Consider the following 25,551-nt stretch of genomic DNA (forward strand, 5'->3'; position numbering starts at 1 on the left):
GGGGGGGGGCCGTGCCACAGCGCCAGTCTCACCGGACACTCCACGATCATCGGAGACCTCCGCCACCAGGTCACCCCATGGCCCTTCTTCGGAACGATCGCACGCGAGGTACTGCCACGCATCGGCGCGATCCACGCGTTCCCGCTGCGCTGGGCTGATGAGCGCTTCGGGTCGGCCGCCGTGCTCTACGCCCGGCCCCGCGCCACCGCCTGGGCGCAGACCCAACAGGCGGCTGCGGCCGTGGACGCCGCAGCCGCGGCGCTCGTGGACAGTTACCGGACGGTGTTTCTCCGGGGGGCGGACCTGCCGTGGGAGCCGGCCGGCCTCCTGGACACCCACTGGGGCGCCACCCACCGGGCCGCGGGAGCCCTGGCACTGCGCCTGGGGATCCCCTTCGACGAAGCCCTCGCCCGCATGCGGGCCCTGGCCTTTCGCACCGGACACTCCCTGCGCGACATCACCACCCACCTGCCCTGGCCACCCGCACCCCACCGGTCGAGACCGTCACCCGGCATCGGGGGAGTGCAGGTGGTGCTCGCAGGACCGCGGGCGGTGCCGAGCCCGATGCTGCTCCCACTCCATAGCGCGTCGGATCTGTAGATCATCCAGCCCCGTGGCCGCGCACAGGGCTTCGGCAGCCAGTCCGTCGGGCTGCTGAGCCAGGGCACGCAGGATCTGCCCGGCCCACAACTCCTCATGGACGAAGGGCCGCTCGCGATACTCCCGCTGCAGCGCCACGAGGTGCTCGGGAGAGCAGGCGGCGATCAGGCGCCGCCCGTCACGTGCCCGGTGGCGGGGGTGGATCGCGGAGGAGTCCCGCACGACGCCCAGGTGGCACCCCTCGGTCAGCGGCCGGGCGCACGCATCACAGATGTCCGTCTGCGGGACGGACGGTGACTGGTCGTCTCTCATGCGGTTCTCCTACCCCTCCCATACCGCCCGCCGCCCGCGGTGCCTGCCGAGCGGGAGACAGGATGCCTGTCGGCTCGTGCCACAAAAATCTATCCCAGGTGAAGTAGACATTCGCTTCCGGGTGTGGGTAGTGTTCCTCTCGTAGCCAAGAAGGAAGCAGGGCGCGGCAGACACGAACTGCCGTGCAAAGTAGGTGGCACGGTGATGGAATTCGGCGGCCAGTGCAGTGCTGGTGGGTCGCAGGGTTGATTGCCGGGCCGGGTCGCCCCGGGAGGGGCAGCCGCGCAGGACCGCATTACTGCAAGTGCAGGTCTGACACGCAGTACCCGCAGTACCCGCAGTTCAGCAGGACCGCATCATGCAGTTTCAGCAGTATCGGATGCGGTTGCAGTACCAGCAGTGCAGTACCCAGTGGTTCCTCGGTGAAGGCGTCGGCTGCGGGCGCGCGCGCCGGGAGGTTCGGCAGTGGGGTTCTAAGCCAGAGCAGACGCAGGACAGGCGACGGGGCTGGCTGCCGAAAGTGTGGCGCTAGTGCAGGCCACCGAGCAGTACGTATCACCAGCGGTATGCAGCAGTGGAGTGTGAGCAGTTCCTCGGTGAAGGCGTCGGCTGCGGGCGCGCGCACCGGGAGGTTCGGCAGTGGGGTTCTAAGCCAGAGCAGACGCAGGACAGGCGACGGGGCTGGCTGCCGGAGGGTGGTGCGGTGAAGGCCACCAGCAGTTGTGATCGCAGGACCGCGGTATCTGAAGTGCCAGCAGGTCAGTAGTTTTTCGTCGTTCAGGTACGAGCAGGAAGGGTTCGGAGCGACACCATCAGGATCGCCCGCGCGGCAGGTGTGTGCGGGCACTCGCAAGGCCCCGGATTGGAAGGTGGTCCCCGGTCAAGCATTCAAGATCCCCGCATTCCGTGTTCCCCCGACGCGGCACTGCGAATACGGCAGGACCGGCACGCACACGCCGGTAGTAGAAGTAGATGGTGTTTGATCCGCCCCATGGGGCCCCGGAAGCCAGGTACGGCTCCCGGGGCCCCTCCACGCGTTTCCCCAGGAGGCCGCATGACCATCAGACACGAAGAGGCGTAATGACCGACCACCCCACCGCGAGCCCCGCGAGCCCGTCCGACCGGTTCGACGACGAGGACTACCCCGCCTACACCATGGGCCGCGCCGCCGAAATGATCGGCACCAACGCAGCCTTCCTCCGCGCGATCGGCGAAGCCCGCCTGATCACCCCCCTGCGCTCCGAGGGCGGCCACCGCCGCTACTCCCGCTACCAACTGCGCATCGCGGCGCGCGCCCGCGAACTCGTCGACCAGGGCACCGCCATCGAGACCGCGTGCCGCATCGTGGCGCTGGAAGACCAGCTCGAAGAAGCCCTGGCCCTCAACGAACAGCTGCGCAACCGCCCCAGCAACCCCACCGCCTGAGCACAGAACCCGAGATCGCGAACCGGCCGTGTGTGCAGGTGACGGCGGAGCGGGTGCCGGTGCAAGCGCGTGCGGGCCACCTTGCGCGTTTCTGACGCCCCGTAACGGCCGCTGGCAGCACTGATCGTTTTCGGTGCCCCTTCCGGTAGGCACTCAACCAAGTCGGGGCGCCCGTGGGGCCGGGTACGGGGTTGCCGAGGGCGCGCACCATCAAACGGTCTCCTGCGAACGGGGCACGCGAGGGGGGCCGGCGGGGGAGGGGGGCCAGCAGATAGCTCTGGCCGGCTGGGAGAGTCGAACGTATGGCTGTTCCTGAAACATTCTGCTCCGGATGGATCAATATCTATGTCCGTGAGGGAAGGATTTAACGCGCCATATGGGGAGACTTTTTACCGCAATGAACACAACGTAATTGTTTAACGTATGCGGGCTGCGGCGGCATGTTACTCTCGATCTCAGCTGCGGTTGTGATTCCCAAAATTCCAAGCGCCTTCGTCGGTAGGTCAAGCCGCTGGAAGCGCTTTTGCATTTCCGCTCATTTTTCGGGCAGGGCATTATCGCGGCGACCTGGTGTCCGCGCATTGCGGATTCCGGCGTACTGCCCGAAGGAGATATGGCAATGGCGTCCGGCACCGTGAAATGGTTCAACGCAGCAAAGGGGTTCGGCTTCATCGAGCAGGACAGTGGCGGCGCTGACGTCTACGCCCACTTCTCGAACATCGCCGCCCAAGGCTTCCGTGAGCTGCTCGAGGGTCAGAGGGTCACCTTCGACATCGCGCCGGGCCAGAAGAGCCCGACGGCCGAGAACATCGTTCCCGCCTGACTCCCAAGCGCACGTCATAGCTGGGGCCCGCACCCCTCGGGGTTGCGAGCCTCGGCTACAGGCATTTCCCGCGTTGGGTCAGCTGCGGCACGAGCATCGTCCGCGGAGCTGCGGGTCCGGTCGGAGCTGTACCCGTCGAAGTGCTGGATTCCACGCCCGATTGACGTTGCCCGTCCCATCGCCGGGAAAAGCATCAGATCGACTGAAGGTCAGATTTATTTTCGCATTCCATTCGGCCCGTTCTTGTGAGTCCCGGCGCTACTATTCTGCTGCGGGAATTGCTTGATGCGTGCTTTAGGGCTCGTGACGCGATCTTGCTGAGACGTATTGGTCGGGCGTAACCGACAGACGATTCCGCTGTTCGTGAGGTATGAGGAATCGGCCGTGGATCGGGGATGGCGAACTGTGGGCGCTGATCGAGCCGTTGCTGCCGCCCTGGCCGCAGAATGCTCCCGGCCCGAAGCCGGTGGATGACCGGCTGTGCTGCGGGTCATCTTGTTCGTGCTCTACAACGACGTCAGCTGGCAACTGCCGCTGGAGGTCAGGACGTGGCCGAGGGCTTCGCGGCGTACGGTTCCGATCACCCGCTCGCAGAGGGCGTTCATCTTGGGCACGCGCGGCGCACTGAGCAGGACTTCTGCGTCCTCGACGGTGAAGACGGAAGGTCCAGGGCGCGGCCGGGCGCCAGACTTTCGGTCTCCTGAACCACCCACCGGTTGGGGTCGACCCCCCATACCGGTTTCACGCTGTCGTATCGGGCATCCCATGCCTGACTGTCCATGCTGCTGGTCCTGTTCATCGATGACGTCCCGCGAGACGGCGGCCGACGTTCTACCGAACGGCTCACGCTGCACGTGTTCTCCACGAGACATGTACATGGAGCCGACGCGGGCTACCGCGCCTCCGCTGCGCCACGGAGCGAGATGTCGACAGCCGGTGGCTTCTTGAGGGTGTTGGGGGTTGAGGAACATCCATGTCAGATCGTGCGCTAAGCCCTCGCTGCCGCGATCGAGGCGTTGACCTGGGGTGATCGTTCGTCAGAGTCTTCGTGGGTCGTTGTTGTCGATCTTCGGAGTGCTGTTGTGGCGGTCGAGTTCCCGTCGGATGAGCAGGCAGGGTATGGGACGTTTCGTGGGGCGCCGTCCCGATCGGAGTTGGAGCGGTACTTCTTCCTGGACGACAAGGACCGGGAGGAAGTGCAGGCTAAGCGGCGTTCGCACAACCGGCTCGGGTTCGCGGTCCAGCTGACGAGCGTGCGGTACCTGGGCCGGTTCATGCCGGATCCGCGGCAGGTGCCGGCGGAGGTGGCTGAGTATCTGGCCGAGCAGTTGGAGATCGCGGACCCGTGGTGCCTGGAGCAGTACGGCGAGCGGGACGGTACGGCCCGTTCCCATGCGGGGGAGATCCAGCAGGCGGGGGGCTGGCGGGACTTCGCCGAGGTCTCGGGTGAGTTGAGCGCGTGGCTGGACGCGCGGGCCTGGACGACCGGGGATGGGCCGAAGGCGTTGTTCGACGCGGCGGCCGGCTGGCTGCGTGAGCGCCGGGTGCTGCTGCCTGGGGCGAGTCGTCTCGCGCGGATGGTGGGCAGTGTGCGGGAGGAGGCGAACAACCGGTTGTGGGACACCCTGTACCGGTTGCTCAGCACCGGGCAGCGGGCGGTGCTGGACTCGCTGCTGACGGTGCCGCCGGGGGCGCGGGTCTCGGAGCTGGACCGGTTGCGGCGCGGGCCGGTGCGGGTGTCGGGCGCGCAGATGAAGTGGTCGCTGGAGCGGGCGCAGGAGATCGCCGGCCTGGGCCTGGGCGAGCTGGATGTGTCGGGGATACCGCCGCGCCGGCTGTCGGAGCTGTCGCGGTACGGGGTGGACGGCAAGGCGTCGCTGCTCAAGCGGCACGGGGATTCGCGCCGGTTGGCGACGCTGCTGGCGACGTCGGTGTACCTGACGACGCGGGCGGTCGACGACGCCCTGGACCTGCTGGAAGTGCTGATCGCCACGAAGCTGCTGGCCAAGGCCGGGCGGGACACGGTCAAGGAGAAGATCAAGACGCTGCCGCGGGTGGAGCGGGCCGGGTCGAAGCTGGCGACCGCGTTCCAGGTCGTGTTCGACACCACTTCCGAGCAGGTGGACACCGACACCGGTGAGATCAGCCCGCCGAAGGTCGAGACGCTGGCGGCGATGTGGGAGCAGATCGAGGCGGTAGTGCCGCGTGTGGAGCTGGCAGCCGCGATCGCGGCGCTGTTCGAGCTGACGCCGCCGCTGGACTCCGACGCGGACGAGGCGTGGCGGGCGATGTTGGTCACCCGGTTCGCCACGGTGCGCCCGTTCCTGATGCTTCTGGTCACGGTCGTCGACTTCGGCGCGACCCCGGAGGGCGCCCCGGTGCTGGCCGCGCTGAAGTCGCTGCCGGACCTGATGGGGCGCAAGAAGGTGGGCCCGGCCGAGATCGACACCGAGCTGCTGGCCGGGTCGTGGCGGCGCTTGGCGCTCACGGCCCCGCACCTGGAGCCGGGCACGGTGGACTGGAAGGCGTACACCTTCTGCGTGCTGGAGTCCTTCCACCGGATGCTGCGGCGCCGGGAGGTGTTCGCGAAGAACTCCTCCAAGTGGGGCGACCCGCGGGCGAAGCTGCTGGACGGGGAGGCGTGGGAGCGGGTCAAGCCGACGGTGCTGGCCTCGCTCGGGCTCCCGGACGGGGCGGGTGAGCACCTGGCGGCGCGGGCCGCGCTGCTGGACGGCACCTACCGGGAGGTGGCCGGGCGCCTACCGGCCAACGCGCAGATCACCTTCGACGACGACGGCAGGTTGCACTTCGCCGCGCTGGAGCCGGAGCTCGAACCGGCCTCCCTGGTCGATCTACGGGCAGCGGTGAACGCGATGCTGCCCCGCGTCGACCTGCCCGAGGTGCTGCTGGAGGTGTTCTCCTGGACCGGCGCGGACCAGGCGTTCACCTCCGTCACCGGCAGCGAGGCCCGGCTGAGGGACCTGCCTGTGACGATCGCGGGGCTTCTTGTCGCCCACGGCTGCAACGTTGGCTACACGCCGGTCATCGGCGGCGCGGATGCGCTGAAGTACGGGCGGCTGTCCCATGTCGACCAGACGTATCTGCGGCTGGCGACCCATCGGGCCGCCAACGCCACCTTGATCCAGGCCCAGGCCGCGATCCCGCTCGCCAGTGCGTGGGGCGGCGGCCTGGTCGCCTCGGTCGACGGGATGCGGTTCGTGGTGCCGGTCCCGTCGGTGTACGCACGGCCCAATCCCCGCTATTTCGGGCGGCGGGGAGGGGCAACATGGCTGAACATGATCAACGATCAGGCGGCCGGACTGGGCGGGCGGATCGTGGCCGGCACTCCGCGCGACTCCCTGTACGTGCTGGACGTGCTCTACGACCGCGATGGCGGCAGGCGCCCGGACATGATCGTGACAGACACCGCGTCGTACTCCGACATCGTCTTCGGGCTCCTGACTCTGGCCGGGTACGCCTACGCGCCGCAGCTGGCGGACCTGCCGGACCAGAAGATGTGGCGCATCGACCGCGCCGCGCACTACGGGGCCTTCCAGGAAGCCGCCCGCGGGCGGGTCGACCTGGTGCGCATCGAGCGGCACTGGGAGGACGTCCTGCGGATTATCGGCTCCATCCACACCGGGGCCGTGCGCGCCTACGACGTGATCCGGATGCTGTCGCGCGACGGGCGCCCGACGCCGCTGGGCGACGCCATCGCCCACTATGGGCGGATCGCCAAGACGCTGCACATCCTGCGCCTTGCGGACGAGCCCGGCTACCGCCGGCAGATAAAGCGGCAGGCCAACCTCCAAGAAGGCCGGCACGCGCTCGCACGGAAGATCTTCCACGGCAAGGCCGGGCAGCTCTACCAGCGCTACCAGGACGGCATGGAGGACCAGATCGGCGCACTCGGCCTGGTCCTCAACGCCCTGGTGCTGTTCAACACCCGCTACATGGACGCCGCGCTCACCCAGCTGCGCGCTGACGGTTTCGACGTCCGTGACCAGGACGTGGCCCGCCTGTCGCCGTTCGTGCGACACCACGTAAACATGCTGGGCCGGTACTCCTTCCAGCTCCCCGAGCTGCCCGGAGGCATGCGGCCACTGCGCGATCCGGACGCCGACGAGCGGGGGTAGCGCGTGACTTGGATTGCTTGAGTGAGTGTTTTTGAACTCTGGCCGTGAGGTGCGTACGGCTGGATGATCTGGCTCGTGGTGCAGCCATCTGCTGGAGGGCCTTGCAGCCGGCTCCGTGACTGAACGCCCATCGCCTCCGGAGCAGGCGGCCCGGTTCAGCCTGCCAGCTGCTGAAGCCATTCGCGGAGCAGCGCCGTCTCGGCGTCTCGCAGAGATACCCCGGTGCCCGCAGCCGGGGACTTGGTGGTGAGCGCGGTTTCCAGTGCGGCGTCGAGGGCGAGTGCGCGCGAGGCCAGGTCCGACCCGGACGAGGCGGGCGGGTCCGTGGTGATCGAGGCGATGACGGTGTCCCGCAGCCGTGCCGAAGTGGTCAGGTCCCGCTCCGAGGGCTCTTCGCCGATCAGCGCCAGCGTGGCACCCGTTGTCGCCGCGTGGATGACGCGGGTCGCCTGCGCCACCGGAACCCGAAGGCGTCCGGCCTCGGCCGCCCGGCCCAGCAGTGTCACCAGCAGGGCGTGTGCCTCGTCCGCGGCTGGGGGCCGCCGCCCGGGCTGCAGTGTGCCGTACATGAGCATGTAGAACGCGGGGTGCCGCACTCCGAAGTCGACGTGCAGGTCCCAGCCGCGGTAGAGGTCGGCCACCGGGTCGTCGGGGGTCAGCGCCAGCGCCTCCCGTTTCTCGGCCAGGTACATCTCGAACCCGTAGGCGGCCAGTTCGGCCAGGAGTCCGGCCTTGTCGTCGAACATCCGGTACAGCGCTGGGGCCGTGATGCCTGCGGCCGCGGCGACAGCGCGCGTGGAGACCGCCTCGCTGCCGCCCTCTTCCAAAAGCTTGGCGGCCACCTGCAGCACCTGGCGCCGCGCGGCGCGTCGTCCCTCGTTCATGGAACAACGATATCTCATTTTGCGGATCACCGCCTTATCGGTGCTACTGTCTTAAGCGGAACGACGATCCAGGCTGGTGGTGGTCGGCGCCGGCCCGCGACACCCGGGCATGCGCCCCGGCCGGGCCGTCGGCCCCACTCGTGGAGCCGTGCGGCCGACCGCCGCAGCGGGCACCGCGTCGTCCGCCCGCGCCACCGAACACGCCGCCATCGCGGCAGGAGAGGAACACCCATGTCCGACATCTCGATCGTCATCGCATCGCATTCCGGCTACGGCCACACCGCCCAGATCGCCGCGGCCGTCGAAGACGGCGCGCGCTCCATCGCCGGGACACAGGTCCAGCGCGTGGACGTCGCCTCCCTCAGCGACGCCGACTGGGAACTGATGGACGCCGCAGACGCCATCATCTTCGGCACCCCCACTTACATGGGCACCGCATCCGGGGCGTTTCACGCCTTCGCCGAGGCCAGCAGCAAGCGGTGGATGACCCGCGCCTGGAGCGACAAGCTCGCGGCGGGATTCACCAACTCCGGCTCCATGAGCGGCGACAAGCTGCACACCCTGCAGTACCTCTCGCTCCTGGCGGCCCAGCACGGAATGCTCTGGGTGAGCCTGAACCTCCTGCCGGGCTGGAACACCACCACCTCCAGCCCCCAGGACGACAACCGACTCGGCTTCTACCTCGGCGCCGGCGCACAAAGCTTCAACGACACCCCCGCCGTCCACGACGCAGACCTGAACACCGCCCGCCACCTCGGCCGGCGAGTCGCCGAGCACACCCGCATCCACCGCGCCGGCCTGACCGCCGCAGCGCACTGACACTACGGTCAGCCAAAAAATACCTTTTAGCATCTTTCAGGGGAGTGCGTCATGCAGCACCGGACACTGGGAAGCCAGGGCCTTGAGGTCTCGGCGATCGGCTACGGCGCGATGGGCCTGACCATGGCCTACGGACCCACCGACGAGGAGGCCGGTGTCGCCGCCCTCCGCCGCGCCCACGACCTGGGCGTCACCTTCTTCGACACCGCCGAGATGTACGGTTGGGGCACCGGATCCAACGAGATCCTGGTCGGCAAGGCGGTCAGGGACTTCCGCGACGACGTGGTCCTGGCCACCAAGTTCGGGGTCGACATGTCCATGGCTCCGGAGCAGATCGGCGAAGCTCTCAACAGCCGGCCCGACAACATCCGCAAGGTCGCAGACAACAGCCTGCGCTACCTCGGCGTGGATCACATCGACGTCTTCTACCAGCACCGCGTCGACCCCCAGGTGCCCATCGAGGAGGTCGCGGGCACCGTCAAGGAGCTGATCGACGCGGGCAAGGTGAAGTACTTCGGCCTCAGCGAGGCCGGACCCGAGACGATCCGCAAGGCGCACGCCGTGCAGCCGGTCTCCGTCCTGCAGACCGAGTACTCCCTGTTCGAACGGGACGCCGAGCAGCTCTTCCCCACCCTGGACGAACTCGGCGTCGGCTTCGTCGCCTACTCCCCCCTCGGCCGCGGCTTCATCACCGGCACCGCCAAGCCCGCCGACCAGTACGAAGCCACCGACATACGCACCGTCGACCCGCGCTGGCAGCCGGGCAACTTCGAGAAGAACGTCGAAGCCGTCGACCGGCTCGCCGAGCTCGCGGCGACCAAGGGTGCCACCGTCTCCCAGCTCGCCCTGGCCTGGCTTCTGACCCGGGGCGAGCACATCGTGCCCATCCCCGGCACCCGCAGCCAAAAGCGCATCGAGGAGAATACCGGCGCCGCCGACCTCACCCTCACCGACACCGACCTCAAGGCCATCGACGAGATCCTGCCTCAGGGTGGCTTCGGCGCCCGCTACGCCGGTGGGCACGTGCCCACCTGGATCTGATATCCACCTCGGGACAGATGCCACTCAGGTCGGCTCCGGTGACATCAGCGCAGGGCGGCGGGAGCGAGGCGGATGGTTTCGTGTGGGCGCGTTCGGATGCGTATGGGCATGGGCGTGTAGGCCGTTTTGACCGGCTCGACGGGGTGGGGCGCGGCTCGGGCCCCGGGCAGAGCGCAAACACGGGGCGCCCGCAGCACACCCCACCCACCATAAAGCCCCCCGCACTCCCGCCCTTTCACCTGCAGCGTTCGGCTAGAGCGTCACCGAGACGCTTTAGCGTGACGCCTCCCGCCGGCGCCAGGCCCGCGTCCGGCACCGCGCAGAACAGAACCGCGCCGACCGCGGATGCTCCACCCCCACCGTCCAACACCGCCCACACACCGGGCACCGGGCCTGCTCACCCCGCTGCATCGCCACCACCCGCTGCCGAGCCCGCCCAAGCGCCCTCCACCGCCGTGACCTGCACCGACCCGAACAAAACACCGCCTCCGGCGCCATCGATACCGACAGCGGATCACCACACTCTCGGCAATACCGCCGGCCCCCACCCCTCCCACCATCCCGCGGCTTCACACCCCAGATCGTCCAGCCGCACCACAACCCTGACCAGCCTTCAAAAACAGGCACTGATGGCGTCGAATACTCGTCGGTAGTTGGCGTCATCGCAATGCCGGTGTGTGGCTGCGCGGCGCGCGGCGGGTTCCTGGAGTGTGGCGCCTGACGGGGGCTCATGTTGAGGGGGACATGATGGTGCGTGTTCGTAAGGTCGTGGTGGTGGTTGGTGCTGATGTGCTGGCGGTGGCCTCGCCGCTGGTCTACACGCTGGGTCGGTGGAGGTGGGGAACGTGGTGAGCGCGTCGGTCATCGCGGCCACCGCGGTCGCGGCGCTGGCGGTTCCGCTGGGGCCGGACCGCACCAGTGCGCCGTCGGAGGGTGAGGTGTCCGGGGAGGCCGTCGCGAAGGACACTGCACAGGCCAGGGCCGACGGGGGCGGGGAGGCGAACACGGGTGTGCGGCGCCGGCAGGGTGCGGGCGGCTCGGCGCGGGCCGAGCGCACCGGGGACGCGGTCGCCCGGGATCCGGGCAGCCTCGCCAACACCGCCGTCAGGTTGGCGGAGTCTCACTGTGTGTTGGCGCTGCCCGGAGGCTGGTCGGGGGTGTCGGGGATCAGGTGCGGCGGGCGGCCCAGACGGTGCGCTCGGTGCGCATCGTCAGGTCGTCGCGGCGCAGGATGCTGTTTGGGCTGTCGGTGTCGAGGAGCTGGTCGAGCGCGGTGAGATCCTCGGGGGAGAGTGTCTCGGCGACGGCGCTGCGGATGCGCTGCAGGCCGCCGAGGGCGTAGCGGCCGATCGCTTCGTTGCGGGAGCCCTCGATGTTCACGGTGATGGTGTGCTCGCCCTCGACGGTGAATCCGGCGTCGGTGAGCATCGGGCCCCAGTCGGCGCCGCGGTGGGGCATGCGCTCAGCCTGCATGCGGTCGGTCGCTGCGTATACGCGTTCTTCCAGGCCGGGCCGGTCCGTAGGGGCGCTTGGGGGCAGGAAGCGGGGGAAGCCGGCGAGTTCGACGACGGCGAACAGACCGCCGGGAGTGAGCAGGTCGTGGACGGTGCGCAGTACTCGGTTGGGGCGGGCCATGTGGTGCATCGAGGCTGACGCCCACACCAGGTCCGGTGATCCGAGGTCGGGCCACCCGGCGGCGTCAAGGTCGGCCTGTACGGTGCGCACGCGCTTCTCCACTTCGCGTGCGCACGCTTTTGTGCGCAGGCGCTGAAGGTGCTCGGCTGAAGTATCGACGGCGGTGACGTGCGCATCGGGGAAGCGGTCGAGGAGGGCGAAGGTCCCCGCCCCGGTTCCGCAGCCCAGATCCATGATCTGGCGGGGGTCCGTTCTCAGCGGAAGCCATGCGGTGATGGAGGCGGTGTGCTCGGCGAGGACCTCGGCGTCCAGGTCAAGGATCTCTGCCTGGCCGCCGGTTCCGTGCTGCTGGTGGTGCCCGTGCGGAGCATCGTGGTGGGGGGTGTGCGGGTGCGCTTGGGTCATGCCTTCACCCTAGAAGGGCTATGCGCATGCGGCAAGCACGCTCCCACTCTGCGCAAGATGATGGTCAGGTCTGCTGCCTGGCGCGCAAGATGTCGCCGCTACCGGGGCTGCCGTGCGGACCGCGCCGTCATTCGGGAGTGTCCTGTGCCTCGCGGTCGGGGTCGTCGTTCCGGTGACCGCGGCGGGCGTCCCGGTCGAAGATGCCCAGGATCTCGCAGGGCCCACCTTCGGCGCCGATGGCGTGCGGCATCATCGTGGGGAACTCGGCGGCCTGGTTGGTCTCGACGCGGAAGCGGCGGTGGCCGAGCATGAGAATCGCGGTGCCGGACAGGACGACGAGCCATTCGCGCCCCGGGTGGGCGCGCATACGCGCCGGGTTCTCGGGCGGCGGTTCGGTCATGCGCTGGCGCACCACACTCATGCCGGGGTCGCCCTTTACAAGCCAGCGCATCCGGCCGTGGGCTCCGTCGATCGTCGGGCTGGTGACGACATCGTCGGCGGCCGTCTCGACGAGCTGGTCGAGGGTGGTATCCAGGGCGCGGGCGAGGGTGACGAGCTGGTCCAGCGCGAGGCGGCGCTGACCGTTCTCGATGCGGCTGAGCGAGGACTGGCTGAGGTGCGCGCGGGTGGCCAGTTCCTCCAGGGACCAGCCCTGCGCCACCCGCAGAGCGCGGATGCGTTTGCGTACGAGGCTGTCTAGCTCTCCATCTTCTTGCGTCATAGGCAACAGCATATGCCCTTGATGCAAGGCTGGGTTAGCGTCGCGTGCAGAGGGACCGGAACATACGGGACCATGCGCGAAGGAAGGACGGGGCCATGACGGAGACGGCTTCCGTGTACGAGAGCGACACACTGCCTGGTGAGACGGTGGACGCCGTGGTGATCGGCGGCGGGGCCGCAGGGCTGAACGGTGCGCTGATACTTGCCCGCTCCCGCCGCTCCGTCGTCGTGATCGACAGCGGCACCCCGCGCAATGCGCCCGCCGCGGCGATGCACGGCTTCATCGTCCTGGACGGCACGCCGCCCTCCGAGATCCTCAGGCAGGGCCGGGAGCAGGTGCGCCAGTACGGCGGCCGCATCGTCTACGGCGAGGTGGCATCGGCCGAGCCCGCCGCCCCGTCACCCGACGGGGACCTGCGCTTCAGCGTCGTCCTGGCCGACGGCCGCATCCTGACGGCCCGCCGGGTGCTGGTGGCCACCGGCCTGCGGGACGTGCTGCCCGATGTGCCCGGTCTGGCCGAGCGCTGGGGCCACAGCGTGGTCCACTGCCCCTACTGCCACGGCTGGGAGGTCCGCGACGAGCCCATCGGCATCCTCGCCACCGGCCCCGCATCCCTCCACCACGCCCTGCTGTTCCGGCAGTTGACCGACGACCTGATCTACTTCACCCACGGCACCGACCTGGATGAGGACGCCCGGGCGCGCTTCGCCGCCCGCGACATCCGCGTCATCGACACGCCCGTGCAGGAAGTCATCAGCCAAGAGGGCGGCATCGCGGGGGTCCGGCTGACCGACGGCGCATTCGTTAAGCGCCGCGTCCTCGCCGTCGCCACCCAGATGCAGGCCCGCACCGAGGGCCTGGACGCGCTGAAGCTGCCGATGGAGGACCTGCCCGACGACATGGGGCGGCGTTTCGCCTCCGCAATGGCGGGCACCACCGCGATTCCGGGCGTGTGGGTGGCCGGCAACGCCACCGATCTGAGCGCCCAGGTCGGCGCCTCCGCCGCAGCCGGGGCGCTGGCCGGCTCCCACATCAACGCCCTGCTGGCCACCGCGGACACCGATGCGGCCCTCGCCGCAGCGCAGGGCAGCACTGTCATCGCCTGACACCTCTACTTTCTCGGCTGAACCCGGCGCGGGAGCGCAGCCCTCGCTGCGCGCGGCGGCCGACCCCACCTGCACGGCGACCGGCACTGCTCCGGCGCTGACTTCGCATGCCCTTTTTGAGAGGAAACGATGACTACGAACCAGCCCGTCCCGGGGGCAGCCGAACACGCAAGAGACGATGGCACGCCGGAGGCGCGTCAGCTGCGCAGGATCCTCATCGCCGTCTCGATCGCGCTGATGGCCGTCATCGCGTCGGTGTCCGGACTGAACGTCGCGCAGACCCACATGGCCGTCGAATTCGGTGCCTCGCAGAGCACGATCCTGTGGATCATCAACATCTACACCCTCGCCCTGGCCGCGCTCCTGCTGCCACTCGGTGCGATCGGTGACCGCTTGGGCCGCAAGCCCATGCTGGTCGCCGGGCTCGGTGTCTTCGGCGCCGCGAACGTCGCAGCCAGCCTGGCCCCGACGGCGGAGATCATGCTCGCCGCGCGCGTGGCCAGCGGCGTCGGCGCAGCCATGATCATGCCGATTACGCTGGCCGTCATCACCTCCACCTTCCCCGAGGAGCAGCGCGGAAAGGCGATCGGCGTGTGGACCGGTGTCGCCGGGGGCGGCGGCATCCTGGGCATGTTCCTCTCCGCCCTCCTGGTCGACGTCGCCGACTGGCGCTGGCTGTTCGCCCTGCCGGTGGTCCTGGTCCTGGTGGCCCTGGCCATGACCCTGAAGTCGGTTCCCAACTCCCGCGAGAAGTCGCCCCATCGCTTCGACACCGTCGGCGCGCTGGCCTCCACCGTTGCCGTGGTCGGCCTCATCTTCGTCCTCCAGGAAGGCCCCGAGCACGGCTGGACCGCCCCCGCCACCTTGATCAGCCTCGCCATCGGCCTCGTCGCCTCCGTCGGCTTCGTGTCCTGGGAACTGCGCCGGCGCGACGCTTCACTGCTGGACGTGCGGCTGTTCCGTGAGCGGGGCCTGGCCAGAGGCTCGATTACGCTGCTGGTCGTCTTCGGCGTGCAGGCGGGTATCGCCGTGGTCCTCTTCCCCTTCTTCCAGGCCGTCCTGGGCTGGTCCGGTCTGTTGTCCACGGTCGCGATGATGCCCATGGCCGTCATGATGATGATGGCCTCCGGCCTGGCGCCCATGCTCGCCGCCCGCATCGGCGCCCGCTCGACCATGGCCGCCGGCATCGCGCTGGCCACCCTCGGCCTGGCGCTCATGGCCCTGTCCGTCTCCGTCGAGGGTGGATACCTGTCCATCCTGCCCGGCCTGCTTGCCATCGGCCTCGGCATGGGCCTCTCCATGACCCCGTCCACCGAGGCCATCACTGCCTCCCTGCCGCGTGGGAAGCAGGGCGTCGCCTCCGCGCTCAACGACGTCACCCGCGAGTTCGGCACCGCACTGGGTGTCGCCCTGCTCGGCGCGCTCGTGTCCGCCGGCTACCGCAACACCATCGACGACCGGCTCCACGGCATCGCCCAGGGGGCCGCGGACACCGCACGTGAAGGCATCGCCAACGCCGCCGAGATCGCACCCAGCACCGGCTCGAACGCACAGAGCCTGCTCCATGCCGCCCAGCATTCCTTCGTCGACGGCTGGCAGCAGGCCATGTGGGCAGGCGTCGCTGTCATGGGTGTGCTCTTCGTCTATGTCGCCCTGCCCGGCCCGAAGAACACCGCCACCGCCGTCAGGGACGAGACAGAAGCCACCGAGACCGGCCCCGCCCGCCAATCACAGAACAGCTAAGCGCACAGCAAGCAGACCGCTCGCGCTTCTGCGGGGTGTCCGGCACCATGCTCGCGGTACCGGACACCCCACGTGTCGATCAGGCCAAAAGGGCCATGGCCTGATCTTGAGCAGCTGAAGCTCTGGTCAGGCCGGTCAGCGCCTGCTGTCGCCGGGCGCGAGCAGGCTGGTCAGCTCGGCAATCGCGTCGGGAGACGGCTTGAAGTACCGGCGGACGTTCTCGGGCTTCTTGTGCCGGGACTTGGCCATGAGCATCAGCAGCGACGCGCCCTGCTCGCCGAGGTGAGTCAGGGAGGAATGGCGGTACTCGTGCAGGTCCCATCCAGTGCCTGGCCCCCGCAGCGCGGTGTGCTCGTCCAGCAGCGCGCGGGCCTGCCCGTAGGAGAGCCGGGCCAAGCCGGTGTCCGGGCACACGTCGCGTCGGCTCACTACCTTCCCCGGCCCGGGGCGGCGATGGGTGACGAACACCGGCCCGCGGGTGCGGCCCTTCAGTAGCCGCGGCAGCAGGCGGGCGGTGCCCGCGTCCCAGTAGACGGTCTCCAGCACGTAGTCCTCGCGGACCTGCCCCCGGCGGCGCGCCTTGGTCCGGGCGCCCTTGGCCTTGACCTGGCAGCGGCGCCCGGCAAGGTCCAGGTCCTCGATGTTGACGCCGAGGATCTCCTCTGCCCGCCCGGCGGTCTCGTACAGCATCCGCCACAGCGTTTTCTCCCGCAGGTGCACCTCCCGGCGGTCGACGAGGCGGTCGACCGCCATCTTCGAGCGGGCCGAGGTCTCGGAGTCCGGCACCGCCACCCGCTTCGCCCAGGCCGGGACCGCCGGACCCTCGTAGCCGCGCTCACGGCACCAGCCGAGCCAGGACATCACCGCCGCGCGGCGCGAGTTCCAGGTGTTGACCGCTGCGGTGCCCCACAGCAGTTCCAAGACCTCGCCGATCTCTTCGTCCGCCACCGTCGCCAGCGGCCGGCCCTCGCCGAGCCGTTCGGCGCTCTTCCCCACCCCGATCCCGTAGTTGCGGACCGTGTTCGGGTTGCCGAGCGAGTCGAGGAACACGTCAGCCGCCGCCCGGACGGTCAACGCCTTGCCGGTCGGCAGCTGTACGACGACGGGCACCGCTTCCCCCTTGGCACAGATAACAGCGTCGCTTCATGCAGCGGCCGGGACACGTCACCGCAGGTGACAGATCAAGCTACCGCAGATATTGGGGTGTTATCTGTGGGAAGACTTCACAACCTCGCCGACACGACGCACCGTCGGCCGCCCACCAGGGCCGACGCGGGCTTAGCGCACGATCTGACATGGATGTTCCTCAAGCCCCGTGTTGTGGATGGTGCAGTGCGAGGCCACCGCGAGCAGGGCCTCGTACTTGGCGGGCTCCAGCCCCTCGGGTACGACAATGCTGAGTCGCAGGGCCCCGACCCGCGCGGGTCGATCGGCCGCCATGTCGAACTGCGCATCCACCCGCAGGTCCTGAGGGTCGACGCGGTGCCGCACCAGATAGCGTCCCGCGTAGTACGCGACGCAGGAGGCGAGCGACGCGGCGAAGAGCTCGGTGGGCGTCGGCCCCACATCGCCCCCACCGTCGGCGAGGGGCTGGTCCACGACCAGATGATGTCCGCGCACGGCGATGCGGTAGGAGTCGCCCCCTGCATGCGTGACCGTGATCCGCCCTGCGGGCAGGACATCCCCGCGCTCGCCTTCGGCGCCGGGAAGGTGACTCGTGGCCTGCCCGTCAGGTGCACCCGTGTCGATCGACTTCATGATCCACCCCTTCTCGCGCCAGGAACCATCCGCCTGCCAGGATTGCCCCGGCGAACAACCGGACCCGATGATCACGGCCAGCTCCTCCGGCTCCTGGACGGCAGCCAACCCCTCACCGCGTCCGCCGTCGGAAGGCACCCGGGCGTACCCAGTGCGGGCACCCCTCCAGCCTCCCCCGCATGCCCGTCCCCGTACAGGGCCGTTCGGCCCAGGGGAGCACCACGCGGAGGGACGGTGGGGCCCGGTTGCCACTGCGGGGGACAACCGGGGCGACGCCCGATCCTCAGCGAGTTCCGCACACCTCCGGCCTTCAACGCCGGGCTCTTCACCATGGTCGGCGCCATCATCGAATCTGGCGTCATCAGGGGATCTCCACCGCGCCGGCCGACTCCCCCCGGCGGAGCCGCGGACTTCCAGGCCGTGCGGGCGGCTCAGGTGTCGGTGTCGTCGAGGTGTTCGGCGAGGCGGTACAGGGCGGGCAGGGCCGCTCGTACGGCGGCGCGGTCGGTGTCGTCCAGGGCGGCGAGCGCGGTGTCCAGGCGCCGTTCGTGGGCGTCGGCCCATGCGGTGAGCTGGGCGTGGCCGGCGTCGGTGAGGGTGACGACGGAGGCGCGGCGGTCGGCGGGATCGACGTCCCGGGCGACGAGCCCTGTGGTGATCATCTGCCCGATGAGGCCGGAGACGGTGCTGGTGGCCAGCCGCTGCCGGGCGGCCAGGTCGCTGACACGGGCCGGGGAGTGCTCGGCGAGGACCTGGAGGAGTTCGACCTGGGCCATGGGGAGGGTTTCCCAGGGGTAGTCGGTGCGGATCGAGGCGCGCAGTGCCCGGCGCAGCCGGGTGACGGCCTCGGTGAGCAGGCGGGCGTCCGGCACACCGCCGCCGGGGGCGGGAGCGGGAGCGGGAGCGGTTGCGGGGGATGGGGTGCGGGGCTGCGGCGGCATGGGGTCAGGGTAGCGGGGCGGGGGAATCGGTCCTGTGTCAGAAAGGTTCGGTGTCCGATGTAGTGTCGTGCGGGTCCTTCCGGAAGCAGTCCGGACCTTACGGCGAAAGCGATCCCCTGATGACGCTGGCGTATCTGCCGAGCCCCTCTCAGGGAGTGTGGCACCTGGGGCCGGTTCCGATCCGCGCGTACGCGCTGTGCATCATCGCCGGGATCTTCGTCGCGGTGTGGCTGACCGGGCGGCGCTGGGCGGCGCGCGGCGGCAACCGGGAGGACATCGCCGATATCGCGGTATGGGCGGTGCCCTTCGGCCTGCTCGGCGGCCGGCTGTACCACGTGATCACCGATCCGGAGCTGTACTTCGCCGCCGGGAAACAGCCCATCCATGCGCTGTACATCTGGGACGGCGGGCTCGGCATTCCCGGCGCGGTGGCCCTCGGCGCGGTCGGGGCGTGGCTGGGTTGTCGCCGGCGCGGCATCAAGTTGGCGGACTTCGCGGACGCCGCCGCCCCCGGCCTGGTGCTGGCGCAGGCGATGGGGCGGTGGGGCAACTACTTCAACCAGGAGCTCTTCGGCGGCCCGACCAGCCCGCCCTGGAAGCTGCTGATCGACCCGGCCCACCGGCCCGTGGACAGCCCAACCGCCGCCTTCTACCACCCCACGTTCTTGTACGAGTCGCTGTGGGACCTGGGCGTGATGGCGCTGCTGCTGTGGCTCGACCAGCGGTACGCGCTGCGCCGCGGCCGGCTGTTCGCCTGCTACGTCCTCGCCTACACCGCCGGCCGGGCCTGGATCGAGGCGCTGCGCGTCGATCCCGCCAATCACTTCCTGGGCCTGCGGCTGAACGACTGGGTCTCCGCCGCCCTGTTCGCCGGCGCGCTGATCTACCTGTACGCGACCCGCCCCAAGCCGTCCGGTGATGATCTGCCGGCGACGGCGGCCACCGCCGACCGGCCGGAGAAGGGGCAACGATGACCGTCACCGCGACCACCACCACCGGCGCGCGCCCCGCCCGGCGGATCGGTCCGCTGCTCCCGGCGCGGCTGCGCCCGCTGGACCGGCCCCGGCTGTGGGTGGAACTGGCCTTCACCGGCATCGCTTACTGGGCGTACTCCCTGACCCGCAACGCGGTACCCGCGCACCGCGAGGCGGCCCTGCACCGCGCGCAGGCGATCTGGGACACCGAACGCTTCCTGCACCTGAACATCGAGCTGGCCGTCAACCACGCTGCCGACAAGGTGACCTGGCTGATCGTGGCGATGAACTACTACTACGCCACACTGCACTTCATCGTCACCATCGGTGTGCTGGTCTGGCTCTATGCCAGCCACCGCGCCCACTACCGCTCCGCGCGCACCGCCCTGTACGCCGCGACACTGCTCGCGCTGGCCGGGTTCACCTTCTGCGCCTTGGCCCCGCCGCGCTTCCTGGCCGGGCAGGGCTTCATCGACACCGTGGTCACCCACCACACCTGGGGCTCGTGGGCGTCGGGGGACGTGGCGTCGCTGTCCAACCAGTACGCCGCGATGCCCTCGGTCCACATCGTCTGGTCCGCCTGGGCCGGACTGGCCCTGGCCTTCCTGGCCCGCCGCACCTGGGTCAAGCTCCTCGGCATCCTCTACCCGCTGGCGACCTTCACCGTCATTCTCGCGACCGCCAATCACTTCGTCACCGACGCCGTCGCCGGAGCCGCCACCCTCGCGCTCGGCTTCCTCGTCCAGCGCCTGCTCACCGGGCGCCCCGCCTACCCCGGCCCCGGCGCACGAATGACCGTCCGACCCGGATGACGCGCAGGGCGCTCGGAGCGCGATCCGTTACCGCGATCGACGGGCCCGCACAGCCAGCCAACCCTGCCGCAGGGTCAGTACCGCCCACAGGCCCGCCAGCGCCGCCAGGCCCCGGGCGTGGAGAGCGAGCGCGCCCGTCAGCGCGCAGACAGTCATCAACAGGTCGGCGGCCGCCACCCACCCATCGCGCACCCAGCGTCCTGCGGCCGGTTCGGCCCCGATGGGGTGCTTCGTATCGCGGCTCACCGGCGTCCCGCCCGAGTCCCGTGGGAATGTGCGAGGGAGCGGCCACCGTGCCCCCGTGCGTCGTCGTGGTCTCTGCGGGGGCCGAGCAGGGCGGCGAGCAACGTGAGAGCTGCGGCGGCCAGCAGGACGAGCACCGCCCAGCGCGGGCCGCCCATCCACCCGCCGGGCGGGGCGAGGTGCAGGGCGAGGGCCACAAGTGCCACGCCCAGCGCGGTCCCCAGACCCCGTGCCATGTTCACCAGGCCGCCGCCGGTGCCCGACGAGCCGGCTGGCATGGCGCCCATGATCAGCGTGTTGTTGGCCGGAGTGAACGTGCCAAGACCCAGCCCGAGCACAACCAGGACCAGCACCAGCCGGCCCTCGGTGAGCGGGAGCAGAAGCATCACGGCCAGCGCGCCTGCGCACACCGATGCCCCCACCACGCACCGGGCCCGATCGCTCAGGGTGCGCGGCAGCAGCCGGTCGGCGCCGGTCGCCGCGAGAGCGAACCCGGCGGGCAGGGCGGTGAGGACCAGGCCCGCCGTCAACGCGGAGGTGCCGGCGCCGGTCAGCACCGTGGGCACCAGGACCAGCGGCCCGAACAACACCAGATAGCCGCACAGCGCCCCCACTAGGCCCGATGAGACGGCCCGCCCTCGCAGCAGGGTCAGGTCGAGCAGCGGTGCGGCCGCGCGCCGCTGCCGCACGACAAACGCGAAGCCTGCCACGGCAGCCACGGTGAACAGCGCGGCGACGGCCCAGCCGGGCACCGGCAGCCCGGAAGCCGCGGACACACCCAGCAGCAGGCTGGTGGTCGCGGTGGCCAGCCAGGCCAGGCCCGGCCAATCGAACCGGGCGGGCCCGCTACAGCCGCGGGTGCGCGGCAGCAGGTAGTGCCCCGCGATCAGCGCGACCACCCCGATCGGCACGTTGATGCCGAACACCCAGCGCCAGCCGAGCGTGGCCACCAGCGCCCCGCCGACGGTCGGCCCCAACGCCAGCCCGAGCGCCTGGGCAGCGGCCTGCACCCCCAGCGCGCTACGCATCTTCTCGCGCGGCGCACTGGTGGCCACCAGTGCGACACTGTTGGCCTGCATCATCGCGGCACCGGCGGCCTGCACCACCCGGAAGCCGACCAGCGCGCCCAGCGACGGGGCAAGCCCGCACGCGGCTGAGGCAGCGGTGAACACCACGAATCCGTAGAGGTAGACCAGTTTGCGACCGTGCGCGTCCGAAAGCCGTCCCACCGGTATCAGCAGCGCCACCAGTGTCAGCAGATAAGCCAGCGAGACCCACTCCACCGCCGCCAGAGACGCGCCGAACTCCTGACGCAGGCTGCCGTAGGTCAGCGTGACGATGCTGGCGTCCAGCTGCCCCATGAAGGCGCCGAAACATACCGTGGCCACCGCCAGCCACCAGCCGCCCGGCCGGTTGCGGACCCGCTCCGGCCGCGCCCGCTCCCGGACCAGGACCGCCGACCAGGACCGCAAACGTACCGAGGCTGAGCTCATACGGCCGATCACGTCTACTTCCTGTTCGCGGGGATGCTCGTACGGCCCCAGATTACATCGGTCACAGAACTATTCTGTATCCGGCCAGTGGACTGGGCGGGAACGTCGGATGGCCGACCCGGACCGCCCCAGCGGAGAAGGCGACGATGGAGCGCGCCCGGCGGCCTCCGCCCTCGCCACGGGCATCGGACTCATCCCCAGTTCCACTTTTGAGTGAGGACAAGTCGTGACAGTGAATCGGCAGTCCGGGGCCGTTCACGCGAGCCGTTCTCGATCTTGCTTTGGGGAAGGTTCTTTGGGGGAATTGGTGGACTCGGCCGACGAGCGGTCCGGTGTCCGGGCGCGGTCGAAGATCAGCTGCGCGCTCGACGGCGATGCCGAGGGCGGTGAAGTTCAGCGGGGCGAGGGTTCGCGTGGGGCGAGCCGTGCGCCGGCTCCGACGAGCAGTTCATCGGCCCCTCCAGCGCCCGCGCCGGAAGACGGCCGACACCAGGTTCCGGATCCTCGTGTCCACGGCGCCGCCTGGACCGCAGCGACTCCGTTCTCGTAGTTCTGGCCTGGGCTGGGACGCGCCGCTGCCCGACGATTTCTTACGTGCGGCGGCACCGGGATACCTCACAGACCAGCAGCGCGTCGCCGCTGATCCCGATCGCTGGTTCGTCAGCGCCATAAACGAGGCGCGCACGGCCGTCCACCGTGTTGCGTCGGACCTGGAACCCATCGCAGGACCCGGCGGCATGGGGGCCCAGCCCGGCATTTCTCGCCTGACCGACTGTCTCAACGCCCACGGCCGAGCTACCCGGCGACGATTCTGCCCACCCCTCGCTTTCTGGACAGCCGCAGCCGCACACGCCATCGATGCCGACCATCTCACCCGGCTCAGCGACGCAGCGGGCCGAAGGCTCCGCTACAAGGCGGCCGAACGCCTCGCCCACCGAGCCGCCGACGCCGGAGACCACAGGGCCTACCGCGACTTGGCCCGGATACGTGCGAAGGCTGGCGACCATGCCGAGGCTGAACGTCTCGCCCGTCTGTCCGCCGATGCAGGAGACCCCACTGCCTACTGCGGACTGGCCCGGATGCGCGAGCAGGCTTGCGACCACGTCGAGGCCAAACGCCTGCGCTCCATCGCATTCGACTGAAGCGTCTGACTCCAGCCCCTGTCGGCGCAGGTATTGATCGGTTCTCCCCTTGGCGGACGAGCTGCCAACTTCCAGGCGCATAGTCGTGCCGATCGAGCGGTACGCCACGCCAAGCGAGTTTGTCCTACCCCAGGTTCCACACCGGCTTCCGAAACTGGCCCGCCGACCTCGACCTCGGCGGTCACTACGTCGCTCACCAGGCCCGGCACACGCTGGCCACCCGGGTGCTGTGGCAGGGCGCGTCCCTGATTCACATCCGCCGCTACCTCGGCCAGATCTCCGACCGCATGGCCGAACATTACGTCGACCTGACCAGTACCGACCTGGAGACAGTCCTCCAGCAGGGGTGGGTCGCCGGACCCGGCACCACCCACCCTGGCGAACGCATCACCAGTGACACCACGCCACTCACCCGCGCACAGGCAAAGGCCGCGGCTGTCGACCTGTCCCGCCGCAGCAACCGCCGAGGGCGGGTCCTGCACCTTCCAGCCCGTCGTCTACGGCGGCACCTGCCCTTTCCACCAGTACAGCGAGTACAGCGCTAGGTGCACAGCCGACGTCGACCCCGAACGAGACATCGCAGGAAGACCGCCACCGAAAGACCGAGGCCGCCCTCAAGCGGATCCACGAGGCCATCGCGCGCCTCCGCAGCGAGAAGGCCCAGGTCACCGGGCTCGGCGTTGCCACCAGGCCCAACCACCGAACCTGGCAGAGCGCCGCGCACGGACGATCCGTCGGCTGCTGCTTACTGAAGTTCGTCGGGTTGGTCCTTGGCCCACCACAGAAACGCGGCGGAGTGCTGCTGGTTGGCGAATCCCTCGCCGACGAGTGTGTGCAGGAGGTCGTTGCTCCAGAGGATGAGTCGCCCGCGGGTCCAGTTCACCGACTCGGGTGCTGGCAGTTCCAGGCCGTAGATCATCCGCGCGATCTCGCGCTTGCCCCCCGCCTCCGTCGTGTACTTGAGGATCGACAGGAACCGCTCGGGCTCTACCACGCAGAGAACTCTCGTGAGGAGGGCTTCCTTGAAGCCGGTCATGGCGAACGGCTTGGTGCCGTTCAGGAGCTGTTGCAGCCGGTCCTCGCGCCGTACATCGTCGGGCCCGCGCAGGAGGTATTCGATCGTTTGGCGGGTCGACTTTGCGGCCGCTGTGTCGCCCATGGCGTTCCATGCGGCGTTGAACATGGCCTGGTTGCCGGGGTGGGCTCCGACGTCGGAGTTGGCGAAGTCCTTGAGGGCTCTCGGGTCGCACGTCCACAACCCATCGCGAGAGAAGATCCCCTGGTACTTCTTCCAGTAGGCCGCTACCTCGGGGTCGAAGCCCGGCCTGGTGACGAGGTACTGCGCCTTGAGCCGGGCCGCGCGTTCCAGCCTCTTAGGCTCGACGTCCTCGGCTTTCGGAAAACGGGCCTTGAGGGCGTTGAAGGAGGAGGGCGGCCGCTTCTTCGGATCGGCCGGCTCCCCGTGCTCCCATTCGCAGCCACACCTGTGCTTGACGAGCCAACGCCCGCCCTCGAGGGTGCGGACCAACTCGATGTCCTCGTCGTCGCTGCACACAGGGCACATGGCCAGCCCCATGGCTACCCCCGTTCCAACGGCGCTCGTATCGCACCGTGAGCCAACACACGTTTCACGTTAGGGCCGCATTCTCGCACGGGTGTAGCTCCCCGGCAGGAAGTGCGGAGGTTGCTTCGTCGATCGGGCTGTGGTCGGTCACGGGAGCCCACTCGGGCTCGTCGAGCTACGGCTAGGTAGGTGGCGGGCCGGCCGGCTCGGGAATGGTTCCGCCGATTTCAGGGGCGGGCAGCCCGACCGTTCTGCTCCAGGCGGGCGCCCAGGGTGGCGGCGAAGTCCTCGGCGCGGGCCAGTTGGATGCGGAGCTTGTCGACCTGCTCGGTGGCGGCCTGCTCGTACTCGCGCACGCGGCTCAGCAGGTCTTCGCGTTCGTCGGGCTTGAGGGGGTCGTCGCTGTCGAGGCGGTCGGTGGCGTCGAGCAGCTCGCGCATCTGGTCGAGGGCGAAGCCGAGGGGCTTCATGCGGCGGACGACCATCAGCCGCTGCACGTCGGCCTCGGTGTAGAGGCGGAATCCGCCTTGGGAGCGGGCGGACGGGGTGACGAGGCCCGTCTCCTCGTAGTGCCGGATGGTGCGCAGGGACAGTTCGGTCCGCGCGGCGACCTCGCCGATCTGCATGTGCCCGCTGTCCACGTCCGTGGTCCTCGCCCTTCTCTTCCCAGAGCGGCCTCGCGCCCGGTCGTGCGGCCTCACTCCTTCCCTACTCTAACGTTAGGGTAGAGTTGCCGAGGATATGGGGCGGCCCGGTGCTGTTCTGATGCCGCTGCCATGCCGGGGCCGATGCTGCCCCCGGCGAAGATGCCGAGCCTTGCAGGAGATGAGCGTGCGCGTGTCCATGGTGCCCGCCGCCTGCCCGCCGTGATGCTTCGTCGCTGATGGGAGCCGCGGTCGCGCTTCCGTGCCCCGATGCTCCGTCCCAGACGTCCGGCCCGCCGAGCGGGTCGATCGTGGGGTGCCGGCCCCGGC

22 protein-coding genes are annotated in these 25,551 nt (G+C 69.6%); 11 read left to right on the forward strand and 11 right to left on the reverse strand.

All coding sequences use genetic code 11. The annotated features are described in order from the left end of the window. The 4 genes from G3I60_RS37095 to G3I60_RS37110 all read left to right on the forward strand — a co-directional run. On the forward strand, positions 1-600 hold a 600-nt coding region (locus tag G3I60_RS37095; protein ID WP_164608317.1), incomplete at its 5' end, for an ANTAR domain-containing protein. A 1,392-nt stretch (positions 601-1,992) separates the two neighbouring features. Then, the gene (locus tag G3I60_RS37100; RefSeq protein ID WP_164297701.1) at positions 1,993-2,337 is read left to right on the forward strand and encodes a MerR family transcriptional regulator; all 345 of its coding nucleotides are present in this window, start codon (positions 1,993-1,995) and stop codon (positions 2,335-2,337) included. A 619-nt stretch (positions 2,338-2,956) separates the two neighbouring features. Further along, entirely contained in the window at positions 2,957-3,160 is a 204-nt protein-coding gene (locus G3I60_RS37105; RefSeq protein WP_164297699.1) for a cold-shock protein, read from the forward strand. A gap of 1,082 nt (positions 3,161-4,242) precedes the next feature. After that, positions 4,243-7,296 carry a Tn3 family transposase gene (locus G3I60_RS37110; protein ID WP_164297696.1) on the forward strand — a complete coding sequence of 1,018 codons (3,054 nt, stop codon included), beginning with the start codon at positions 4,243-4,245 and terminating at the stop codon, positions 7,294-7,296. A 155-nt stretch (positions 7,297-7,451) separates the two neighbouring features. On the opposite strand, the gene G3I60_RS37115 is transcribed toward G3I60_RS37110, so the two are convergent. Further along, the gene (locus tag G3I60_RS37115; protein ID WP_164297694.1) at positions 7,452-8,180 is read right to left on the reverse strand and encodes a TetR/AcrR family transcriptional regulator; all 729 of its coding nucleotides are present in this window, start codon (positions 8,178-8,180) and stop codon (positions 7,452-7,454) included. A 231-nt stretch (positions 8,181-8,411) separates the two neighbouring features. Here G3I60_RS37115 and G3I60_RS37120 point away from each other — a divergent pair, with 231 nt between their 5' ends. Both G3I60_RS37120 and G3I60_RS37125 read left to right on the forward strand, forming a co-directional pair. Then, complete coding sequence (locus G3I60_RS37120; RefSeq protein ID WP_138359531.1) at positions 8,412-8,999, forward strand: flavodoxin family protein; 588 nt, start codon at positions 8,412-8,414, stop codon at positions 8,997-8,999. A gap of 51 nt (positions 9,000-9,050) precedes the next feature. Then, positions 9,051-10,040: an aldo/keto reductase gene (locus G3I60_RS37125; protein ID WP_164297692.1), complete on the forward strand. Its 990-nt coding sequence runs from the start codon at positions 9,051-9,053 to the stop codon at positions 10,038-10,040. A gap of 1,167 nt (positions 10,041-11,207) precedes the next feature. Here the strand turns inward: G3I60_RS37125 and G3I60_RS37130 are convergent. Both G3I60_RS37130 and G3I60_RS37135 read right to left on the reverse strand, forming a co-directional pair. Further along, complete coding sequence (locus tag G3I60_RS37130; RefSeq protein WP_164297691.1) at positions 11,208-12,080, reverse strand: trans-aconitate 2-methyltransferase; 873 nt, start codon at positions 12,078-12,080, stop codon at positions 11,208-11,210. A gap of 127 nt (positions 12,081-12,207) precedes the next feature. Continuing rightward, on the reverse strand, positions 12,208-12,801 hold the full coding sequence (locus tag G3I60_RS37135; protein ID WP_164297689.1) for an XRE family transcriptional regulator: 594 nt from the start codon (positions 12,799-12,801) through the stop codon (positions 12,208-12,210). Positions 12,802-12,896: 95 nt separating this feature from the next. Between G3I60_RS37135 and G3I60_RS37140 the strand changes: the two genes are divergently transcribed. Next, positions 12,897-13,907 carry an NAD(P)/FAD-dependent oxidoreductase gene (locus tag G3I60_RS37140; protein WP_164297687.1) on the forward strand — a complete coding sequence of 337 codons (1,011 nt, stop codon included), beginning with the start codon at positions 12,897-12,899 and terminating at the stop codon, positions 13,905-13,907. Between the two features lie 129 nt (positions 13,908-14,036). After that, positions 14,037-15,650 carry an MFS transporter gene (locus tag G3I60_RS37145; protein ID WP_164297685.1) on the forward strand — a complete coding sequence of 538 codons (1,614 nt, stop codon included), beginning with the start codon at positions 14,037-14,039 and terminating at the stop codon, positions 15,648-15,650. A gap of 135 nt (positions 15,651-15,785) precedes the next feature. Here G3I60_RS37145 and G3I60_RS37150 read toward each other — a convergent pair whose 3' ends face one another. From G3I60_RS37150 to G3I60_RS37160, 3 genes are all read right to left on the reverse strand, one after another. Then, a complete protein-coding gene (locus tag G3I60_RS37150; protein ID WP_164297683.1) occupies positions 15,786-16,760 on the reverse strand; it encodes a site-specific integrase in 975 nt (324 codons plus the stop codon). A gap of 168 nt (positions 16,761-16,928) precedes the next feature. Continuing rightward, positions 16,929-17,408 (reverse strand): OsmC family protein, encoded by a 480-nt coding sequence (locus tag G3I60_RS37155; RefSeq protein ID WP_203674821.1) that lies wholly within the window; start codon positions 17,406-17,408, stop codon positions 16,929-16,931. Between the two features lie 431 nt (positions 17,409-17,839). Beyond that, positions 17,840-18,349 (reverse strand): MarR family winged helix-turn-helix transcriptional regulator, encoded by a 510-nt coding sequence (locus tag G3I60_RS37160; protein WP_164297681.1) that lies wholly within the window; start codon positions 18,347-18,349, stop codon positions 17,840-17,842. 119 nt (positions 18,350-18,468) lie between these two features. On the opposite strand from G3I60_RS37160, the gene lgt reads away from it, so the two are divergent. Both lgt and G3I60_RS37170 read left to right on the forward strand, forming a co-directional pair. After that, positions 18,469-19,323: a prolipoprotein diacylglyceryl transferase gene (lgt, locus tag G3I60_RS37165; protein ID WP_164297680.1), complete on the forward strand. Its 855-nt coding sequence runs from the start codon at positions 18,469-18,471 to the stop codon at positions 19,321-19,323. After that, a complete protein-coding gene (locus G3I60_RS37170) occupies positions 19,320-20,135 on the forward strand; it encodes a phosphatase PAP2 family protein (protein ID WP_164297678.1) in 816 nt (271 codons plus the stop codon). The genes lgt and G3I60_RS37170 overlap by 4 nt, the downstream gene beginning before the upstream one ends. A gap of 27 nt (positions 20,136-20,162) precedes the next feature. Here G3I60_RS37170 and G3I60_RS37175 read toward each other — a convergent pair whose 3' ends face one another. The 3 genes from G3I60_RS37175 to G3I60_RS37185 form a co-directional block, all read right to left on the reverse strand. Then, positions 20,163-20,381, reverse strand: a complete 219-nt coding sequence (locus G3I60_RS37175; RefSeq protein WP_164297638.1) for a hypothetical protein — start codon at positions 20,379-20,381, stop codon at positions 20,163-20,165. Further along, positions 20,378-21,871, reverse strand: coding sequence for an MFS transporter (locus G3I60_RS37180; RefSeq protein WP_164297676.1), 1,494 nt, complete (start codon positions 21,869-21,871; stop codon positions 20,378-20,380). Before G3I60_RS37180 ends, G3I60_RS37175 begins: the two co-directional genes overlap by 4 nt. A gap of 590 nt (positions 21,872-22,461) precedes the next feature. Then, positions 22,462-23,121: a hypothetical protein gene (locus tag G3I60_RS37185; protein WP_164297674.1), complete on the reverse strand. Its 660-nt coding sequence runs from the start codon at positions 23,119-23,121 to the stop codon at positions 22,462-22,464. Positions 23,122-23,132: 11 nt separating this feature from the next. On the opposite strand from G3I60_RS37185, the gene G3I60_RS37190 reads away from it, so the two are divergent. Continuing rightward, positions 23,133-23,558, forward strand: a complete 426-nt coding sequence (locus tag G3I60_RS37190; RefSeq protein WP_239070742.1) for a hypothetical protein — start codon at positions 23,133-23,135, stop codon at positions 23,556-23,558. Positions 23,559-23,758: 200 nt separating this feature from the next. Here G3I60_RS37190 and G3I60_RS37195 read toward each other — a convergent pair whose 3' ends face one another. After that, positions 23,759-24,577 carry a hypothetical protein gene (locus tag G3I60_RS37195; protein ID WP_239070743.1) on the reverse strand — a complete coding sequence of 273 codons (819 nt, stop codon included), beginning with the start codon at positions 24,575-24,577 and terminating at the stop codon, positions 23,759-23,761. A 227-nt stretch (positions 24,578-24,804) separates the two neighbouring features. Further along, a complete protein-coding gene (locus G3I60_RS37200; protein WP_343241808.1) occupies positions 24,805-25,218 on the reverse strand; it encodes a MerR family transcriptional regulator in 414 nt (137 codons plus the stop codon). Positions 25,219-25,551: the final 333 nt, after the last annotated feature.

Origin of the sequence: Streptomyces sp. SID13666 (genome assembly GCF_010548325.1) — a bacterium.
In the GTDB taxonomy this organism is placed as follows: Bacteria; Actinomycetota; Actinomycetes; order Streptomycetales; family Streptomycetaceae; genus Actinacidiphila; species Actinacidiphila fildesensis.

Bases quoted from the DNA above. Each gene is read 5' to 3' on its own strand.
- G3I60_RS37100 (WP_164297701.1), top strand. From the start codon at position 1,993: ATGACCGACCACCCCACCGCGAGCCCCGCGAGCCCGTCCGACCGGTTC.
- G3I60_RS37105 (WP_164297699.1), top strand. From the start codon at position 2,957: ATGGCGTCCGGCACCGTGAAATGGTTCAACGCAGCAAAGGGGTTCGGC.
- G3I60_RS37115 (WP_164297694.1), bottom strand. From the start codon at position 8,180: ATGAACGAGGGACGACGCGCCGCGCGGCGCCAGGTGCTGCAGGTGGCC.
- G3I60_RS37120 (WP_138359531.1), top strand. From the start codon at position 8,412: ATGTCCGACATCTCGATCGTCATCGCATCGCATTCCGGCTACGGCCAC.
- G3I60_RS37125 (WP_164297692.1), top strand. From the start codon at position 9,051: ATGCAGCACCGGACACTGGGAAGCCAGGGCCTTGAGGTCTCGGCGATC.
- G3I60_RS37130 (WP_164297691.1), bottom strand. From the start codon at position 12,080: ATGACCCAAGCGCACCCGCACACCCCCCACCACGATGCTCCGCACGGG.
- G3I60_RS37135 (WP_164297689.1), bottom strand. From the start codon at position 12,801: ATGACGCAAGAAGATGGAGAGCTAGACAGCCTCGTACGCAAACGCATC.
- G3I60_RS37140 (WP_164297687.1), top strand. From the start codon at position 12,897: ATGACGGAGACGGCTTCCGTGTACGAGAGCGACACACTGCCTGGTGAG.
- G3I60_RS37145 (WP_164297685.1), top strand. From the start codon at position 14,037: ATGACTACGAACCAGCCCGTCCCGGGGGCAGCCGAACACGCAAGAGAC.
- G3I60_RS37155 (WP_203674821.1), bottom strand. From the start codon at position 17,408: ATGAAGTCGATCGACACGGGTGCACCTGACGGGCAGGCCACGAGTCAC.
- G3I60_RS37160 (WP_164297681.1), bottom strand. From the start codon at position 18,349: ATGCCGCCGCAGCCCCGCACCCCATCCCCCGCAACCGCTCCCGCTCCC.
- lgt (WP_164297680.1), top strand. From the start codon at position 18,469: ATGACGCTGGCGTATCTGCCGAGCCCCTCTCAGGGAGTGTGGCACCTG.
- G3I60_RS37170 (WP_164297678.1), top strand. From the start codon at position 19,320: ATGACCGTCACCGCGACCACCACCACCGGCGCGCGCCCCGCCCGGCGG.
- G3I60_RS37180 (WP_164297676.1), bottom strand. From the start codon at position 21,871: ATGAGCTCAGCCTCGGTACGTTTGCGGTCCTGGTCGGCGGTCCTGGTC.
- G3I60_RS37195 (WP_239070743.1), bottom strand. From the start codon at position 24,577: ATGTGCCCTGTGTGCAGCGACGACGAGGACATCGAGTTGGTCCGCACC.